The sequence below is a fragment of the Streptomyces sp. NPDC005485 genome, from assembly GCF_040606085.1.
Lineage (GTDB): Bacteria > Actinomycetota > Actinomycetes > Streptomycetales > Streptomycetaceae > Streptomyces.
In genome coordinates, this window is record NZ_JBEXDZ010000087.1 from 19,691 (window position 1) to 37,088 (window position 17,398).

Sequence of the window (17,398 nt, forward strand, 5' to 3'; positions counted from 1 at the left end):
GAGCACTCATGACGACGGCCGTAGCCGCCCCGTTCCGCTTCTTCTCTCTCCAGGTCACAGGGACGAGGCGGCTCGGCCCGTCCCTGCTCCGGGTCACCTTCACGGGCCCCGACCTGCACGCGTTCCACTCCGGCGGGCGCGACCAGAGCCTGTCCCTCTTCCTGCCGCACCCGGGCCAGTCCGAGCCCGCCGTCCCGGTCGAACTCGGTGACGGCTGGTGGCAGGCCTGGCGCGAACTCCCGGACGACGTACGGGCGGTGATGCGCTCGTACACGCTGCGCGCGCTCAGGCGCGACGCCCAGGGCAGCACCACGGAGATCGACATCGACTTCGTGCTGCACGGCATCGAGCCCGGCGCCGGCACCCCGGCGGGCCCCGCCTCCCGGTGGGCCTCCCGGGCCGCCGCCGGTGACCGCGTCCTGCTGCTCGGCCCGGCCGTCGCCGACAACCGCGCGATCCGCTTCCGTCCGCCCGAGGACACCGATCTGGTGGTCCTCTGGGCCGACGAGACCGCCCTGCCCGCCGCCTCGGCGATCCTCGAATCCCTGCCGGAGGGGCTCCGCGTCCAGGCGTGGTTCGAGGTCCACGACGCCGGGGACATCCAGGATCCGGTGACCTCGGCCGACGCCGAGATCACCTGGCTCGTACGGGACGAGCACCACGTCGAGGGGTCCCCCATGGCCCTCGACACCGTGCGAGCCACCCCCCTGCCCGCCGCCGAGCGGCCGTACGCCTGGATCGCCGGCGAGTCGGCCTGCGTGAAGGAGCTGCGGCGCCATCTCGTGCGCGAGCGCGGGATCGACCGCAGGCGGGTCACCTTCGTGGGCTACTGGCGGCAGGGGCTGACGGAGGAGCAGCTGCGCGAGCAGGAGTAACTGCGCCCGGAGTGACGGCCGTCACGGGAGAGGCAGGGTTTCGCGGACATCAAGTTAGGTTAGCCTTCCCTAAGTTGAAGCCGCGGAACTTCTCCCCTCTCCCGTCCCGCTCGGACTGTCCCCACCGGAGGACCCCCACATGCGCTCGCACCTGCTCAATGACACGACCGCGGAGCACTACCGCCGCTCCGTGACCGAAGGAGTCGAGCGGGTGGCGGCCAAACTCGCCACCACCGACCGTCCGTTCACCGGCGTCACGGTCGACGTCCTCGCCCCCCGCATCGAGCGGATCGACCTCGACAAGCCGCTGCACGACACCACGGCGGTCCTCGACGAGCTGGAGGAGGTCTACCTCCGGGACGCGGTCTACTTCCACCACCCGCGCTACCTCGCCCACCTCAACTGCCCGGTCGTCATCCCGGCGGTGCTCGGCGAGGCGGTCCTGTCCGCCGTCAACTCCTCCCTCGACACCTGGGACCAATCGGCCGGCGGCACCCTCATCGAGCGCAGGCTCATCGACTGGACCAACGAGCGCATCGGCCTCGGCCCCGCCGCCGACGGCGTGTTCACCAGCGGCGGCTCGCAGTCCAACCTCCAGGCACTGCTGCTGGCCCGCGAGGAGGCGAAGGCCGAGAACTTCGCCGACCTGCGGATCTTCGCCTCCGAGGTCAGCCACTTCAGCGTGAAGAAGTCCGCCAAACTCCTTGGTCTGAGCGCCGATTCGGTGGTCACGATCCCCGTCGACCACGAGAAGCGGATGCAGACCGTCGCCCTCGCGCACGCACTGAACCGCTGCAAGCGCGACGGCCTCATCCCCATGGCCGTCGTCGCCACCGCCGGCACCACCGACTTCGGCTCCATCGACCCCCTGCCCGAAATCGCCGAGCTGTGCGCCCAGTTCGACACCTGGATGCACGTCGACGCGGCCTACGGCTGCGGACTGCTCACCTCGCTGAAGCACCGGGACCGCATCGACGGCATCGAGCGCGCCGACTCGGTCACCGTCGACTACCACAAGTCCTTCTTCCAGCCCGTGAGTTCGTCCGCCGTACTGGTACGGGACGCCTCCACGCTGCGGCACGCGACCTACCACGCCGAGTATCTGAACCCGCGCCGCATGGTCCAGGAGCGCATCCCCAACCAGGTCGACAAGTCCCTGCAGACCACCCGCCGCTTCGACGCCCTCAAGCTGTGGATGACGCTGCGCGTGATGGGCGCCGACGGCATCGGCGAACTGTTCGACGAGGTATGTGAGTTGGCGGCCGACGGCTGGCGGCTGCTGGCCGCCGACCCGCGCTACGACGTCGTCGTGCAGCCCTCCCTGTCCACCCTCGTCTTCCGCTACATCCCCGCCGCCGTCACCGACCCCGCGGAGATCGACCGCGCCAACCTGTACGCCCGCAAGGCCCTGTTCGCCTCCGGTGACGCGGTCGTCGCGGGCACCAAGGTCGGCGGCCGCCACTACCTGAAGTTCACCCTGCTCAACCCCGAGACCACGACGGACGACATCACCGCCGTACTCGATCTGATCGCCGGCCACGCCGAGCAGTACCTGGGAGAGTCCCTTGACCGCGCTTCCTGAACCCACCCGCGTGCACGACTTCGTCGGGATCGGGCTCGGCCCCTTCAACCTCGGCCTCGCCTGTCTCACCGAGCCGATCGTCGAACTCGACGGCGTCTTCCTGGAGTCCAAGCCCGACTTCGAGTGGCACTCCGGAATGTTCCTGGAGGGCGCCCACCTCCAGACCCCGTTCATGTCGGACCTGGTGACCCTCGCCGACCCGACCTCCCCGTACTCCTTCCTCAACTACCTCAAGGAATCGGGCCGGCTGTACGCGTTCTACATCCGCGAGAACTTCTACCCGCTACGCGTCGAGTACGACGACTACTGCCGCTGGGCCGCGTCGCAGCTGAGCAGCATCCGCTTCAACACCACAGTGCACGAGGTCACTTACGACGACGGGGTGTACGTCGTACGGACACAGGCCGGTGACACCTACCGCGCCCGCCACCTGGTCCTCGGCACGGGCACGCCTGCGCACATCCCCGAGGCCTGCGCGGGCCTCGGCGGCGACTTCATCCACAACTCCCGGTACATGCAGCACAAAGCGGAGTTGCAGGCCAAGGAGTCGATCACGCTGGTCGGCAGCGGGCAGTCGGCCGCCGAGATCTACTACGACCTGCTCAGCGAGATCGACGTCCACGGCTACCGGCTGAACTGGGTCACCCGCTCCCCGCGCTTCTTCCCGCTCGAATACACCAAACTCACGCTGGAGATGACCTCCCCGGAGTACATCGACTACTTCCACGCGCTGCCGGAACGGACCCGCTACCGCCTGCAGACCGAGCAGAAGGGCCTGTTCAAGGGCATCGACGGCGAGCTGATCGACGCGATCTTCGACCTGCTCTACCAGAAGAACATCGGCGGCCCGGTCCCCACCCGCCTGCTCACCAACTCCGCACTGTCCTGCGCGACCTACGAGAACGGCGCGTACACCCTGGCCCTGCGCCAGGAGGAGCAGGAGAAGGACTACGAGCTGCGCTCCGAGGGCCTGATCCTCGCCACCGGCTACAAGTACGCCGAGCCGGAGTTCCTGAAGCCGGTGCGCGACCGGCTCCGCTACGACGCGCAGGGCAACTTCGACGTGGCCCGCAACTACGCCGTCGACACCACGGGCCGCGGGATCTTCCTGCAGAACGCCGGCGTGCACACCCACTCGATCACATCGCCGGACCTCGGCATGGGCGCGTACCGCAACGCGTACATCATCCGCGAGCTGCTCGGCACCGAGTACTACCCCGTCGAGAAGACCATCGCGTTCCAGGAGTTCGCCGTATGAGCACCACCGACGCCAGGACAGCCGCCCTCACGTTCCGGCCCCTCGACCCCTTCAAGGACGCCGAGCTGCTGCACGGCTGGGTGACGCACCCCAAGGCCGCGTTCTGGATGATGCAGGACGCCAGGCTGGAGGACGTCGAGCGCGCGTACATGGAGATCGCGGCCGACGAGCACCACCACGCGCTCCTCGGACTGCGCGAGGGCGAACCGGCCTTCCTGATGGAGAAGTACGATCCGGCGCACCGCGAACTGGTCGGCCTCTACGAGCCCGAACCCGGCGACGTCGGCATGCACTTCCTCGTCGCGCCCACGGACACGCCCGTGCACGGCTTCACCAGGGCCGTGATCACCGCCGTGATGGCCCACCTGTTCGAGGACCCCGCGACCTCCCGTGTCGTGGTCGAGCCCGACGTGGGCAACAAGGCCGTGCACGCCCTCAACGAAGCCGTCGGGTTCGTGCCCGAGCGGGAGATCCGCAAGCCGGAGAAGCAGGCCCTGCTGAGCTTCTGCACGCGGGAGCAGTTCGCGAAGGCGGTGGCCGCATGACCCTCGCCGACGCCGTGGCCCACCTCTCCCCCGAGCGCTGGGAGCGGGCCAACCGTCTTCTCGTCCGCAAGGCGCTCGCCGAGTTCGCGCACGAGCGGCTGATCACGCCGGAGGCGACCGGGGACGACCAGTACGTCGTACGCAGCGACGACGGTCTCACCCGCTACCGCTTCACCGCGACCGTCCGCTCCCTCGACCACTGGCAGGTCGACGCCGAGTCGATCACCCGCCACCGGGACGGCACCGAACTCCCCCTCGCCGCGCTGGACTTCCTCATCGAGCTGAAGAAGTCGCTCGGCCTGAGCGACGAGGTGCTGCCCGTCTACCTGGAGGAGATCTCCTCCACCCTCTCGGGCACCTGCTTCAAGCTCACCAAGCCGCAGATCCCGGTCGGCGAGCTGGTCCGATCGGACTTCCAGGCCATCGAGACCGGCATGACCGAGGGCCACCCCTGCTTCGTCGCCAACAACGGCCGCCTCGGGTTCGGTGTGCACGAGTACCTCTCGTACGCCCCCGAGACGGCGAGCCCCCTCCGCCTGGTGTGGCTGGCCGCGCACCGCTCGCGGGCCGCCTTCACGGCGGGTGTGGGCATCGAGTACGAGTCATTCCTGCGGGAGGAGCTGGGCGAGGCGACGCTGAACCGCTTCGCCGGCACGTTGCGCGACCAGGGCCTGGGCCCCGACGACTACCTCCTCATACCCGTCCACCCCTGGCAGTGGTGGAACAGACTCTCCGTGACCTTCGCGGCCGAGGTCGCACAGCGGCATCTCGTCTGCCTCGGCGAGGGCGACGACGAGTACCTGGCCCAGCAGTCGATCCGGACCTTCTTCAACAAGAGCGCCCCGGAGAAGCACTACGTGAAGACGGCGCTGTCCGTCCTCAACATGGGCTTCATGCGCGGACTTTCCGCCGCGTACATGGAGGCGACCCCGGCGATCAACGACTGGCTGGCCCAACTGGTCGAGAACGACCCGGTGTTGAAGTCGACCGGTCTGTCGATCATCCGCGAGCGCGCCGCCGTGGGCTACCGCCACCTGGAGTACGAGGCCGCCACCGACCGCTACTCCCCGTACCGCAAGATGCTGGCCGCCCTGTGGCGCGAGAGCCCGGTCCCCTCGCTCCAGGAGGGCGAGAGCCTGGCGACCATGGCCTCCCTCGTCCATGTCGACCACGAGGGCGCCTCGTTCGCGGGCGCGCTGATCGAGCGGTCGGGGCTGACGCCGGTGCAGTGGCTGCGCCGCTATCTGCGCGCCTACCTCACCCCGCTGCTGCACAGCTTCTACGCCTACGACCTGGTCTACATGCCGCACGGCGAGAACGTCATCCTCGTCCTGAAGGACGGCGCCGTACAGCGCGCGATCTACAAGGACATCGCCGAGGAGATCGCCGTCATGGATGTGGACGCGGTACTGCCGCCCGCGGTCGAGCGGATCCGCGTCGAGGTGCCCGAGGACAAGAAACTCCTGTCGATCTTCACCGACGTCTTCGACTGCTTCTTCCGCTTCCTCGCCGCGAACCTGGCCACCGAGGGCATCCTCGACGAGGACGACTTCTGGCGGACGGTCGCCGAGTGCGTGCACGCGTACCAGGAGTCGACGCCCGAACTCGCCGACAAGTTCCGGCAGTACGACATGTTCGCCCCGGAGTTCGCGCTGTCCTGCCTCAACCGGCTGCAGCTGCGCAACAACAGGCAGATGGTGGACCTCGCCGACCCCTCCGGCGCGCTCCAGCTCGTCGGCAGCCTGAAGAACCCGATCGCGGGGCTCTGAAGGGCAGGAGACCGGGTGGGGCTCAGGAGACGGTCCTCCTGAGCCCCGCCTGTTCGTTGCCGTGACTAGCCTGCGGGCCAGGGGACCTGCGGCGACCTGTAGTAGCCGATGCCCAGCGCGTCCCACCGCGGGCCCTGCGCCGCGAGCCGCACCTTGTAGGTGTCCCAGTCATGCGTCGACGCGGGCGACCAGCCGAGTTCGGCGGCGCCCGGGAGCCGCGGGAACGCCATGTAGTCGATGTGGGCGGAGTTCAGGATCGTCTCGGTCCACAGCGGCGCCTCGACACCCCTGATGGCCGAACTCGGGGCACCGGGAAGGTAGTTGCCGGGATCCCAGTCGTAGGACCGCCGCACCTCCACCAGCCCGGCCCAGTCCTGCCCGAGCGGCGTGTCCGCGGTGTACATCATGTCGAGGTAGAGCCGGTCCGCGGGCGACAGCACGAGCCCCGTCCCGTTCTGCGCGGCCTTCGCGACCTGCGCCTTCTCCTCGGCACTGGTGTCGTCGAGCCCCCAGTACTGCGCGATCGCCCCCTTCACGGGAGTGGCCCCGGTCAGTTGGTGCCAACCCATCACCGTCTTGCCGTACTTGGCGACGACGGGCTGCACCCGGTCCATGAACTTCACGTAGTCGGCGTGGCTCGTGGAGTGCGCCTCGTCCCCGCCGATGTGGAGGTAGCGGCCCGGGGTGATCGCGGCCAGTTCGCGGATCACGTCGTCCACGAAGTCGTACGTGACCGCCTTGTTCACGCACAGCGAGCTGAAGCCGACGTCGGTGCCGGTGTAGAGCGGCGGCGCGATCCCGTCGCAGTTCAGCTGTGCGTACGAGGAGAGCGCCGCGTTGGTGTGGCCCGGCATGTCGATCTCCGGGACGACCTCCAGATAGCGCGAGGCCGCGTACCGGACGATCTCCTTGTAGTCGGCCTTCGTGTAGAAGCCGCCCGGTCCGCCGCCGACCTGCGTGGAACCGCCGTGGGTGGCCAGCCGCGGCCAGGAGTCGATCGCGATGCGCCAGCCCTGGTCGTCGGAGAGGTGCAGATGCAGCTTGTTGACCTTGTAGAGCGCCAACTCGTCGATGTAGCGCTTCACTTGGCTGACGGTGAAGAAGTGACGGGAGACGTCGAGCATCGCGCCCCGGTAGCCGTAGCGCGGGCTGTCCTTGATGGTGCCGCCCGCGACCGTCCAGGGGCCGGGCTGCACCGACTTCCGCTCGACCGCGGCCGGCAGCAGCTGCCGCAGGGTCTGCACGCCGTGGAAGAGGCCGGCACTCCCGCGGGCCGTGATCGTCACGCCGGACCTGCCGCTGTCGAGGCGGTAGCCCTCGGCGCCCAGGGCACCGCCGCCCAGCCGGAGCCGGATGCCTCCGTCGCCCCGCGAGGTGACCGGAATCCGGTAGCCGGTGGAGGGCCGCAGGATGTCCGCGAGGTACTCGCCGACCCGGCGGGCCTCGGGCGAGCCGTCCACCCGGATGTGCGTCCCGCCGGTGATCCGGTACGGGGACCCGCCCGCGTCGACCGAGGCGGGGGCCGGGACGACCTGCCCGAGCGGGGTGGCGCTCCGGGCCGGGGCGGCGGGGGCCGCGCCGACGACGGAGAGTCCGGCGGCCGCCACGAGCAGCAGCGTGCCGAGAAGACGGGGCGTTCTGTGGTGCTGTCTCACATGCGCTCCCTTCAAGTACCCCTGGGGCCTCCCTGACTGACGCCCCGATGGGTATAGACCACTCTCCCGTACCGCGGGTGGAACAATCCCCGTCATGGCGGAAATCATCCAGAAGGACGGAACGTGGGCCTTCGACGGGGACGCCCTGCGGCTCACTCCCGGGCGCGACAAGAACGTGAGCCTGCTCCGCAAGACCCTGGGTGAACTGACCGTCCCGCTGGGCGCGTTGGCGGGCGTCTCTTTCGAGCAGGGCAAGAAGTCGGGGCGGCTGAGACTACGGCTGCGCGACGGCGCCGACCCGCTGCTCCAGGCGACCGGCGGCAAGCTCGCGGAGCCCCACGATCCCTACCAGTTGACCGTCGAGGCCGAACGCTACGGCGTGGCCGAGTACTTCGTGGACGAGGTCCGGGGCGCGCTGCTGCTCGACCAGGTGCCGGCCGACCCCGTCGACGCGTATCTGCTGCCCGGCCCCTCCGTGCCGCTGGCCGCCTCCGCCGGGGACGGCACGGCGAGCTTCGACGGGGAGCATGTGCGGCTGGAGTGGAACTGGAAGACGGAGGACGCCAAGGCCGCAGCCGGGGCCCGTTCGCTGGCCCTCACCGACGTCACCGGCGTCGAGTGGCATCCCGCGGCCGGCCTGGAGAACGGCTGCCTGCGCTTCACCGTGCGCGGCGCGGAGACCAAGGCGCCGCCGAAGTACGACCCCAACTCCGTGGAGCTGTGGGGCTTCAAGAAGGACCCGCTGATGGCGTTGGTCGCCGCCGCGGTGCAGGCCCGGCTCCCCCATCCGGCGGCGCGGCCCGCGGACGACGTACGCACGGACCTGCCCGCCGGCGTACGCCGGGAGAAGGCGCTCGTGCCCGCACAGCAGCCCGCGCCCGCCGAGGACGACCACGACGCGCTGCTGCGCCGGCTGCGCGAGCTCGGTGAGCTGCGCAGCTCGGGCGTCCTGACGGACGAGGAGTTCACGCTGGCCAAGCAGGCGGTCCTCAAACGCATGTGAGAACCGCCTGCGTGACGTCGAGACCGTGTGCCCTGCCTTCGGGGCACACCCGCGGTCACTTCGCCCGGCGCGCCACCGTGAAGTGGTCGATCCGGTCACCGGTCTCGGCGATGCCCTGGACCTTCAGCGTGGTGTAGCGGCCCTTCGAGGCGGGCGTGACGTCCACGCGCAGGAAGGAGTAGTTGAGGTAGCGCACCCGGGACCAGGTGACCGTCTCGTTCTGCTTGGCGCCGTCCTTGAGGCAGATGAACGAGGACACGGAGTCGACCTCGTTCTCGTGTCCCTCGTAGGAGTCCGGGGCGGTGAAGGCATACAGGCTGCGGCCCGCCGCACCGGCCGTCACGTACACGACGCCCTCGGTCTCGGGGTAGGCGGTGCCGCCGATCGGGAGCTTCTTGGTGACCGCGTTGCCCTTGATGACGTCGGTGCGCTCGTACTGGTGGTTGTGGCCGTTGATGACCAGGTCCACCTGGTACTTGTCGAACAGCGGCACCCACTCCTGGCGCACGCCCCCCTCCGAGGCGTGCGCGGTGGAGGTGCAGTACGCGCAGTGGTGGAAGAACACGATGACGAAGTCGATGTCCTTCGCGGCCCGGAACTTCTTCAGCTGGCCCTCGAACCACGTGGTCTGGGTGCCGCCGGAGATACCGAGGTTGGCCGGGATCTCGAAGGAGATGTCGTTGGGGTCCAGCGAGATGATCGCCGTGTTGCCGTAGACGAAGGAGTAGACACCCGGCAGGTTCTTCGCGTCCGGGCCGTTGTCCGGGAGGTTCCAGCGGGCTTCCTCGCCGCCGTAGCCGTTGGGCGAGTACCAGGCCTCCATGTCGTGGTTGCCGTACGAGACCATCCACGGGATCTGCTTGGCGACCGACTCGGTCTGGTACAGGAACTGGTCCCAGGTGCGCGAGTCGAAGCCGGTGTCGGTGCTCTTGCCCTGGCCGGCCGGGTCGCCGTAGGCGATGTCGCCGGCGTGCAGGTGGAAGCTGGGGTTCTGGCCCAGGATCAGGCTGTCGTTGGCCAGGGCGTGGTAGCTGACGCCCTGGTCGCCGAAGGCCGTGAAGGTGAACGGCGCCTTGTGGGCGGGGGCGGTGGTGAAGGTGCCCAGGGTGCCCAGCAGGTGCGCCTCGGCCGGGTCGAAGCCCTGGTGGCCGACGCCGTAGTAATACGTCCTGCCGGGGCGCAGGTGGGTGAGCTCGGCGTGCAGGTAGTACTGCGTGTGGTCGCCGCTCGCGCCGACGCCGGCCGGGGTGTAGAGGGTGCGGACCTCGGCCTCGATCTTGCGGGAGAGGTCCCAGGGGTGGGCGCCGATGCGGATGTACGGCTTCTTGACGGCGACCGGGACCTGCCAGGAGACCGTCATCTCCGTGCGCGGGTCGTTGCCGTAGGCGAGGTGGCGGCCGAAGGGGGCGACGAGCGCGCCGTCGACCTTCTCGGGGCTCGCGGCCGTGCGCTGCGTCGGCACGGCGGCCTGTGCGGTGGCGCCCGGTACGAAGGTGCCGCCGACGACGGCGCCCACCGTGACGGCGCCGCCTCTGATCATGTTGCGTCGCGAGAATCTCGACCGCAGGTACTCGTGCTGCTCGGCCATGCTCATGCGCTCGGCGAGCTCGTCCGGTACTCCCATACGAGGTATGTCCATGGCTGGAAAAGTTCCTCCGCGCAGACGACACGGCGCAAGACACAGGATGGACAGCTGTCAAACAGGCCCCCATAAGAGATTCAACAGTCGCCTGCCCGATATCGGGCAGGTTTCTTGCGAATCGGGCTTCGGTACCCCAGGATCAACGGGTGCACGACGAACTGGTTGATCATCTGACGCGGTCCACGGCCCTCAATCGGGGCGAGGCGCTGCGGGTGATCCAGGACGTGCTCGCCTACTTCGACGAGACGACCGAGGAGTACGTCCGTCGCCGCCATCGCGAGCTCCAGGGCCAGGGCCTGGTGAACGCGACGATCTTCGAACGGATCGAGGCGGACCTGAAATATCGCGCGGTCGCGCCGCCGGAGCTCACGCTCAGGCAGCTGCGCCGCATGGTCTACGGCTGAGGAATACATCTATATGTGCGGAATCGTCGGATACATCGGCAGGCGTGACGTGGCGCCGCTGCTGCTCGAAGGACTGCAGCGGCTGGAGTACCGCGGCTACGACTCCGCGGGCATCGTCGTCACGACCCCGAAGTCGGCCGGTCTGAAGATGGTCAAGGCCAAGGGCCGGGTCCGCGACCTGGAGGCCAAGGTCCCCGCGCGCTTCAAGGGCACCACCGGCATCGCCCACACCCGCTGGGCCACCCACGGCGCCCCGTCCGACGTGAACGCGCACCCTCACATGTCGACCGACCAGAAGGTCGCCGTCGTCCACAACGGCATCATCGACAACGCCTCCGACCTGCGCAAGAAGCTCGAAGCGGACGGCATCGAGTTCCTCTCCGAGACGGACACCGAGGTCCTCACCCACCTCATCGCCCGCTCCCAGCAGGAGAAGCTGGAGGACAAGGTCCGCGAGGCGCTGCGCGTCATCGAGGGCACCTACGGCATCGCGGTCCTGCACGCCGACTTCCCCGACCGCATCGTGGTGGCGCGAAACGGCTCCCCGGTCGTTCTGGGCATCGGCGAGAAGGAGATGTTCGTCGCCTCGGACATCGCCGCCCTGGTCACCCACACACGGCAGATAGTGACTCTCGACGACGGCGAGATGGCCACCCTCAAGGCCGACGACTTCCGTACGTACACCACCGAGGGCACCCGGACGACGTCCGAGCCGACCACGGTGGAATGGGAGGCCGCGTCGTACGACATGGGCGGCCACGACACGTACATGCACAAGGAGATCTTCGAGCAGGCCGACGCCGTGGACCGCGTGCTGCGCGGCCGCATCGACGACCGGTTCTCGACGGTGCACCTCGGCGGCCTGAACCTGGACGCCCGCGAGGCACGGCAGATCCGCCGCGTGAAGATCCTCGGCTGCGGCACCTCGTACCACGCGGGCATGATCGGCGCCCAGATGATCGAGGAGCTGGCCCGCATCCCCGCGGACGCCGAGCCGGCCTCCGAGTTCCGCTACCGCAACGCGGTCGTCGACCCCGACACGCTGTACGTCGCGGTGTCCCAGTCCGGTGAGACCTACGACGTGCTGGCCGCCGTGCAGGAACTGAAGCGCAAGGGCGCCCGGGTGCTCGGTGTGGTGAACGTGGTCGGTTCCGCGATCGCCCGCGAGGCGGACGGCGGCATGTACGTCCACGCAGGCCCTGAGGTCTGCGTCGTCTCCACCAAGTGCTTCACCAACACCACGGTCGCCTTCGCGCTGCTCGCGCTGCACCTGGGCCGCACCCGCGACCTGTCAGTGCGCGACGGCAAGCGGATCATCGAGGGCCTGCGCAAGCTGCCCGCGCAGATCTCCGAGATCCTGTCGCGGGAGGAGGAGATCAAGAAGCTGGCCGAGCAGTACACCGACGCCCGCTCGATGCTCTTCATCGGCCGCGTCCGGGGCTACCCGGTGGCCCGCGAGGCCTCCCTGAAGCTGAAGGAGGTCTCGTACATCCACGCCGAGGCCTACCCGGCCTCCGAGCTGAAGCACGGCCCGCTGGCCCTCATCGAGCCCGCCCTGCCCACCGTCGCCATCGTCCCGGACGACGACCTGCTGGAGAAGAACCGCGCGGCCCTGGAGGAGATCAAGGCCCGCAGCGGCCGGATCCTCGCCGTCGCGCACCAGGAGCAGGAGAAGGCCGACCAGACCATCGTCGTCCCGAAGAACGAGGACGAGCTCGACCCGATCCTCATGGGCATCCCGCTCCAACTCCTCGCCTACCACACGGCGTTGGCCCTGGGCCGGGACATCGACAAGCCCCGCAACCTCGCGAAGTCGGTGACGGTGGAGTAAGTCCCGCCGTACGGGGAGCAGTTGCCCTCACCCGCACATGAACGATCCCCTGCGTGTGCCACCCGCGCGCAGGGGATCGTTCTTTTCAGGGCCGGGGTCGCCCATTACCTCGGCCCGCGCCTGCCTCAGCCGGTGGCCGTCACCCCCCGGCCGGCGGCGCGTCGCGGAAGGGCCGTGGGCCAGTGGGCCAGGGCCGCCGTCGCCGCGTACCAGGCCACCGCGCCTGCCGCCACGGCGAACCAGCCGCCGACCTTCGCCAGGCCGTCGTTGTCCGCGAAGCGCCCGATGGCGAGGAGCAGCAGCGAGACGAAGAGCAGACCGTAGGTGCCCTGGCCGAGCAGGTCGCCGCCGGCGAGCGTGAGCGAGAGCGCCACGAGGGCGAACAGCAGCAGGAAGAGCCCCGCCGCGTTGTCGGAGATCTGGTTTCCGGCGGAGACCGCCCAGGTGAACCACAGGGCGCCGAGCGCCGAGAAGGCCGTACCGGTGGCCGTGTCGCGGTCACGGAAGGCGAGCAGGCCGGCGACGAACAGCGCGACGCCGCCTACGTAGTGGGCCAGTGATACGGCGTCCGCCGCCGTCACGCCGTCGATCATGTCGGTGTACCCGAGGCCGAAGGCCAACAGGGTGATTCCGAGCGCGAGTCGGCCGACGATCGTGGTGGTGCTTCCCGCGGAGACGTCATTGTCCACGGCGGGCTCCCTTCGTGCTTGTGCGCTTGTGCGTGATCCCTATATGCCCTTCACAAGCGCACAAACACTCCCTACGCGCGAGTAGATTTATGCTGCGCCAAAGGGAGTTGCCCCTGCCCACGGCTCATCTCACCTGGGACAACGGGGGGGTTACGGAATGACAACGCCGGATGCCCGCGCGCGTCGGTCGACGCAGGCGCGGGTCAGGGGATGACGATCACCGGGCGCTTGGCGCGCTTGGCGAGCCGTCCCGCGACCGAGCCGAAGATGCGTCCGACGATGCCGTGCGTGGAGCCCACGACGATCGCGTCCGCCTCGTACTCCCGCCCCACCTCTTCGAGTTCGTGGCAGATGTCCCCGCCGCGCTCGACGAGAATCCACGGCACCTCGGCGAGATACTCCGCGCAGGCGAGTTCGAGGCCGAGCACCTCGGTGCGATGGTCGGGTACGTCGACGAAGACCGGGGGCTCGCAGCCCGCCCACACCGTGGTGGGCAGCCGGTTGGCGACGTGCACGATGATCAGGCCCGAGCCGGAGCGATGGGCCATGCCGATCGCGTACGCGAGGGCACGCTCACTGGACGTCGAACCGTCGAAACCGACGACGACGCCGTGCTTGAAGGCGGGATCGCAGGACTGGCGGAGTTCTTCCGCCGGCAGGGCCTCGGGCGCCGTGTGATCGGCGAGCGGGCGCTTGCGGTTCGCGGGATCGTGGAATTCGTGACCGGCCATGGGTATCTCGGCGTTTGGATCCTCGTGGTGGGACGGCAAGGTGCGGCAGAGCAGTGTCCGGGAATCATCTTCCCAACCCCATACCCCCAAGGGTACGGCGGCACGCCTCCTCTGCCCAGATCCCGCGCGCCTTGTGCGGCGTTCCCCGGAGCATGCATGAGAGGCGCCCGTAACGCAATGGTTGCTGCCCCGTACAGGTGGTTTGCGCAGGCTTCACCCGGGATCCCTTGCGGTGCGGGGCCACCGGGCAGTGACCGGCCGGTCGAACACGCGTTGAAGGGGGTGAGCCATCGCCGTGAGGAGCACCAGGGAGCCCACCGTGCCCGGACCCGAGACCGTGACCCACCGACCCGAGACCCACCACTCCCGCGGACCGCACTCCGGCGGAGGACACCCCGGCAACCCCGGGCCCCCCGGGCATCCGACGGCGCCCGCCGCGCCGGACACGGCGAGCGACGTGGTGCGCTGGGCGGCCTTCAGCTGCGTCCTGGTCCCGGTGGTCCTCGTCTGGTACGGCACCTCGCTCGCCGGGGCGGCCGGTACGGCACTGGGCCTGGCGGCCGTGACCGGGGCCTGCCGGGTACTGCTGCGACAGTCCGAGCGGGGCGCGGCGCAGCTGCTGGCCGAGGAGCACTCCCCCCATCGCGGACGGCACGGCAGGAGTGGCGCGGGAGCCCACAGAGGCGGGCGTCATTCTGGGGGAAACAAGCCGGTCGACTGACCGGTTTGCGCGCACGCCCCCGACTCTTTTCAGCCAACTTCGGCCTACCGTGCATCTCTTGGTCGAACGACCCCGCAACCCGCGTTCGACCTGCACTGTAAGGACCTCGGCGGGCGCGCACACCCTATGTGGATTGGCCACTGACACGAGGCGCACTTCCCTGCACGGCCCACGAGTGCAACGCTTCGTGATCGAATGCTTCACGCCAAGTTGCCATGTCGACAATGTGCCGTGTGGCGAACTGGTCACGCCGGCACCACGGGACACAGTAGATTCGATCATGCTGTCTTACGGCGGGGGACTCGTGCAGGACCGAGGGGAAACGTGCAGGAGCGACACAACCGAGGAGCCGCGACCACCGAGGGGGGCTTAGCAGTATGAGCCACGACTCCACTGCCGCGCCGGAAGCCGCGGCCCGGAAACTTTCCGGGCGACGCCGCAAGGAGATCGTCGCGGTGCTGCTGTTCAGCGGCGGCCCCATCTTCGAGAGTTCCATACCACTGTCGGTGTTCGGGATTGACCGCCAGGACGCCGGCGTGCCGCGCTACCGACTGCTGGTGTCCGCGGGCGAGGAAGGCCCACTGCGGACCACAGGGGGCCTCGAACTCACCGCGCCACATGGCCTGGAGGCGATCTCGCGGGCAGGCACGGTGGTCGTGCCCGCCTGGCGGTCGATCACCTCGCCGCCACCGGAGGAAGCGCTCGACGCGCTGCGCCGCGCACACGAGGAGGGCGCCCGCATAGTCGGGCTGTGCACCGGCGCCTTCGTCCTCGCCGCGGCGGGCCTGCTGGACGGCCGACCCGCGACCACACACTGGATGTACGCACCGACGCTGGCCAAGCGCTATCCGTCGGTGCACGTCGATCCGCGCGAACTGTTCGTCGACGACGGTGACGTCCTCACCTCGGCGGGCACGGCGGCCGGAATCGATCTGTGCCTGCACATCGTGCGCACGGACCACGGAAACGAGGCGGCGGGCGCACTGGCCCGCAGGCTGGTGGTCCCCCCGCGCCGCAGTGGCGGCCAGGAGCGCTACCTCGACAGGTCTTTACCGGAGGAGATCGGCGCCGACCCGCTCGCGGAGGTCGTCGCCTGGGCGCTGGAGCACCTCCACGAGCAGTTCGACGTGGAGACGCTCGCCGCGCGTGCGTACATGAGCCGTCGGACGTTCGACCGCCGGTTCCGGTCGCTCACCGGGAGCGCTCCCCTGCAGTGGCTGATCACGCAAAGGGTGCTTCAAGCGCAGCGGCTCCTTGAGACGTCCGACTACTCGGTGGACGAGGTGGCGGGCCGCTGCGGCTTCCGCTCCCCGGTGGCCCTGCGCGGCCACTTCCGCCGCCAGCTCGGCTCGTCGCCGGCCGCGTACCGGGCGGCGTACCGCGCCCGCAGGCCGCAGTCGGACAAGCCGTCGGACGCGGACGGCGCCGCGGGGGCCTCCGGGCCACCACCGGTGCTCACGCACGAGGGCCCCGGCCCGGTCCCGATGCAGACCCGCCGCACGGCGGCGGCGAGCGCGATGGGCCCGTCCACCTCCGTGTCGACGGACCCAGGCCGGTCCGGCGCGGAGCGCGGAGACCGTTCGGAGCACCTGTACGCGGCGGGCCGGCCGAGCCTGCCGGGGCAGCGCAGCGCGCCGTAGCCGCCGTAGCCACGGAGGCGCAGGACGACGGGTGGGGCGGGTGGGCTTCGGCCCCCCGCCCGGCCCGGTCCGCCCTGCCGGGGTGCTCGCCCGGACGCACGGGCGGGTCCTGCGCGCCTGGAGGGGCCGTAGGGTGAGACACATGAACGATCGCATGGTGTGGATCGACTGCGAGATGACCGGGCTCTCGCTGTCCGACGACGCGCTCATCGAGGTGGCCGCGCTCGTCACCGACTCGGAGCTGAACGTGCTCGGCGAGGGGGTGGACATCGTGATCCGCCCGCCCGACCGGGCCCTGGAGACGATGCCGGACGTGGTGCGCACGATGCACACGTCCTCCGGTCTCCTCTCCGAGCTGCCCGAAGGCACGACGCTCGCCGACGCCGAGGCCCAGGTCCTGGCGTACGTCCGGGAGCACGTCAAGGAGCCCGGCAAGGCCCCGCTGTGCGGAAACTCGGTGGGCACGGACCGGGGTTTCCTCCTGCGGGACATGCCGACGCTGGAGGACTACCTCCACTACCGCATCGTGGACGTCTCCTCCGTCAAGGAGCTGGCGCGGCGCTGGTACCCGCGGGCGTACTTCAACAGCCCCGACAAGAACGGCAACCACCGCGCCCTCGCCGACATCCGCGAGTCGATCGCCGAACTCCGCTACTACCGCGAGGCGATCTTCGTCCCGCAGCCCGGCCCCGACTCCGACACCGCCCGCACCATCGCGGCCAAGCACGTCCTGCCTGCGGAATAAGCGCTTCACGGGGCCCCGCCGGGCCCCGTGAAAAAGGCGGGCGCGAGCACCCCTTCGGACCCTGTACACTTTTTCTCGGCCGGTCGGAGAAAAACAAAGACCGGACATGGTGGGTGTAGCTCAGCTGGTAGAGCACCTGGTTGTGGTCCAGGATGCCGCGGGTTCAAGTCCCGTCACTCACCCTGAAGACCGAGGCCCGGTCCGCGCAAGCCGGGCGGGCGACGGTGGGGTTTCCCGCACGGTGCTCAAACCGCCCCAGTAAATTCCCTGATGAGCGCCCCGTCCATCCCCACCGCCCCACTAGACGG

Annotated in this window: 15 protein-coding genes and 1 tRNA gene; 12 read left to right on the forward strand and 4 right to left on the reverse strand. The window is 69.4% G+C overall.

The features are described 5' to 3' along the window. Positions 1-8 precede the first annotated feature (8 nt). The 5 genes from ABZS97_RS26385 (at position 9) to ABZS97_RS26405 (ending at position 6,029) form a co-directional block, all read left to right on the forward strand. On the forward strand, positions 9-875 hold the full coding sequence (locus tag ABZS97_RS26385) for a siderophore-interacting protein (protein WP_356141186.1): 867 nt from the start codon (positions 9-11) through the stop codon (positions 873-875). Positions 876-1,014: 139 nt separating this feature from the next. Beyond that, entirely contained in the window at positions 1,015-2,457 is a 1,443-nt protein-coding gene (gene desA, locus ABZS97_RS26390) for a lysine decarboxylase DesA (protein ID WP_356141188.1), read from the forward strand. Beyond that, complete coding sequence (locus tag ABZS97_RS26395; protein ID WP_356141190.1) at positions 2,441-3,715, forward strand: lysine N(6)-hydroxylase/L-ornithine N(5)-oxygenase family protein; 1,275 nt, start codon at positions 2,441-2,443, stop codon at positions 3,713-3,715. The genes desA and ABZS97_RS26395 overlap by 17 nt, the downstream gene beginning before the upstream one ends. Next, complete coding sequence (locus ABZS97_RS26400) at positions 3,712-4,260, forward strand: GNAT family N-acetyltransferase (protein WP_356141192.1); 549 nt, start codon at positions 3,712-3,714, stop codon at positions 4,258-4,260. The genes ABZS97_RS26395 and ABZS97_RS26400 overlap by 4 nt, the downstream gene beginning before the upstream one ends. Next, a complete protein-coding gene (locus ABZS97_RS26405) occupies positions 4,257-6,029 on the forward strand; it encodes an IucA/IucC family siderophore biosynthesis protein (RefSeq protein ID WP_356141194.1) in 1,773 nt (590 codons plus the stop codon). The genes ABZS97_RS26400 and ABZS97_RS26405 overlap by 4 nt, the downstream gene beginning before the upstream one ends. A gap of 65 nt (positions 6,030-6,094) precedes the next feature. Here ABZS97_RS26405 and ABZS97_RS26410 read toward each other — a convergent pair whose 3' ends face one another. Further along, a complete protein-coding gene (locus tag ABZS97_RS26410; RefSeq protein WP_356141196.1) occupies positions 6,095-7,684 on the reverse strand; it encodes a family 20 glycosylhydrolase in 1,590 nt (529 codons plus the stop codon). A 94-nt stretch (positions 7,685-7,778) separates the two neighbouring features. Here ABZS97_RS26410 and ABZS97_RS26415 point away from each other — a divergent pair, with 94 nt between their 5' ends. After that, positions 7,779-8,687, forward strand: coding sequence for a DUF4429 domain-containing protein (locus ABZS97_RS26415; protein ID WP_356141199.1), 909 nt, complete (start codon positions 7,779-7,781; stop codon positions 8,685-8,687). 55 nt (positions 8,688-8,742) lie between these two features. Here ABZS97_RS26415 and ABZS97_RS26420 read toward each other — a convergent pair whose 3' ends face one another. Continuing rightward, entirely contained in the window at positions 8,743-10,311 is a 1,569-nt protein-coding gene (locus ABZS97_RS26420) for a metallophosphoesterase family protein (RefSeq protein ID WP_356141215.1), read from the reverse strand. Between the two features lie 164 nt (positions 10,312-10,475). Between ABZS97_RS26420 and ABZS97_RS26425 the strand changes: the two genes are divergently transcribed. Together ABZS97_RS26425 and glmS are read left to right on the forward strand one after the other, a co-directional pair. Then, on the forward strand, positions 10,476-10,733 hold the full coding sequence (locus ABZS97_RS26425; RefSeq protein WP_356141201.1) for a hypothetical protein: 258 nt from the start codon (positions 10,476-10,478) through the stop codon (positions 10,731-10,733). Between the two features lie 13 nt (positions 10,734-10,746). Further along, entirely contained in the window at positions 10,747-12,564 is a 1,818-nt protein-coding gene (gene glmS, locus ABZS97_RS26430; protein WP_356141203.1) for a glutamine--fructose-6-phosphate transaminase (isomerizing), read from the forward strand. A 125-nt stretch (positions 12,565-12,689) separates the two neighbouring features. On the opposite strand, the gene ABZS97_RS26435 is transcribed toward glmS, so the two are convergent. Beyond that, positions 12,690-13,253 (reverse strand): GPR1/FUN34/YaaH family transporter, encoded by a 564-nt coding sequence (locus tag ABZS97_RS26435; RefSeq protein WP_356141205.1) that lies wholly within the window; start codon positions 13,251-13,253, stop codon positions 12,690-12,692. Positions 13,254-13,456: 203 nt separating this feature from the next. Then, positions 13,457-13,984, reverse strand: coding sequence for a universal stress protein (locus ABZS97_RS26440; RefSeq protein ID WP_356141207.1), 528 nt, complete (start codon positions 13,982-13,984; stop codon positions 13,457-13,459). Between the two features lie 319 nt (positions 13,985-14,303). Here ABZS97_RS26440 and ABZS97_RS26445 point away from each other — a divergent pair, with 319 nt between their 5' ends. From ABZS97_RS26445 to ABZS97_RS26460, 4 genes are all read left to right on the forward strand, one after another. Further along, the gene (locus ABZS97_RS26445) at positions 14,304-14,705 is read left to right on the forward strand and encodes a hypothetical protein (RefSeq protein ID WP_356141209.1); all 402 of its coding nucleotides are present in this window, start codon (positions 14,304-14,306) and stop codon (positions 14,703-14,705) included. A gap of 377 nt (positions 14,706-15,082) precedes the next feature. Continuing rightward, positions 15,083-16,345: a helix-turn-helix domain-containing protein gene (locus tag ABZS97_RS26450; RefSeq protein ID WP_356141211.1), complete on the forward strand. Its 1,263-nt coding sequence runs from the start codon at positions 15,083-15,085 to the stop codon at positions 16,343-16,345. 142 nt (positions 16,346-16,487) lie between these two features. Next, positions 16,488-17,090: an oligoribonuclease gene (gene orn, locus ABZS97_RS26455; protein ID WP_356141213.1), complete on the forward strand. Its 603-nt coding sequence runs from the start codon at positions 16,488-16,490 to the stop codon at positions 17,088-17,090. Positions 17,091-17,199: 109 nt separating this feature from the next. Beyond that, positions 17,200-17,272 (forward strand) — tRNA-His (locus ABZS97_RS26460). The last annotated feature ends 126 nt before the right edge of the window (positions 17,273-17,398 follow it).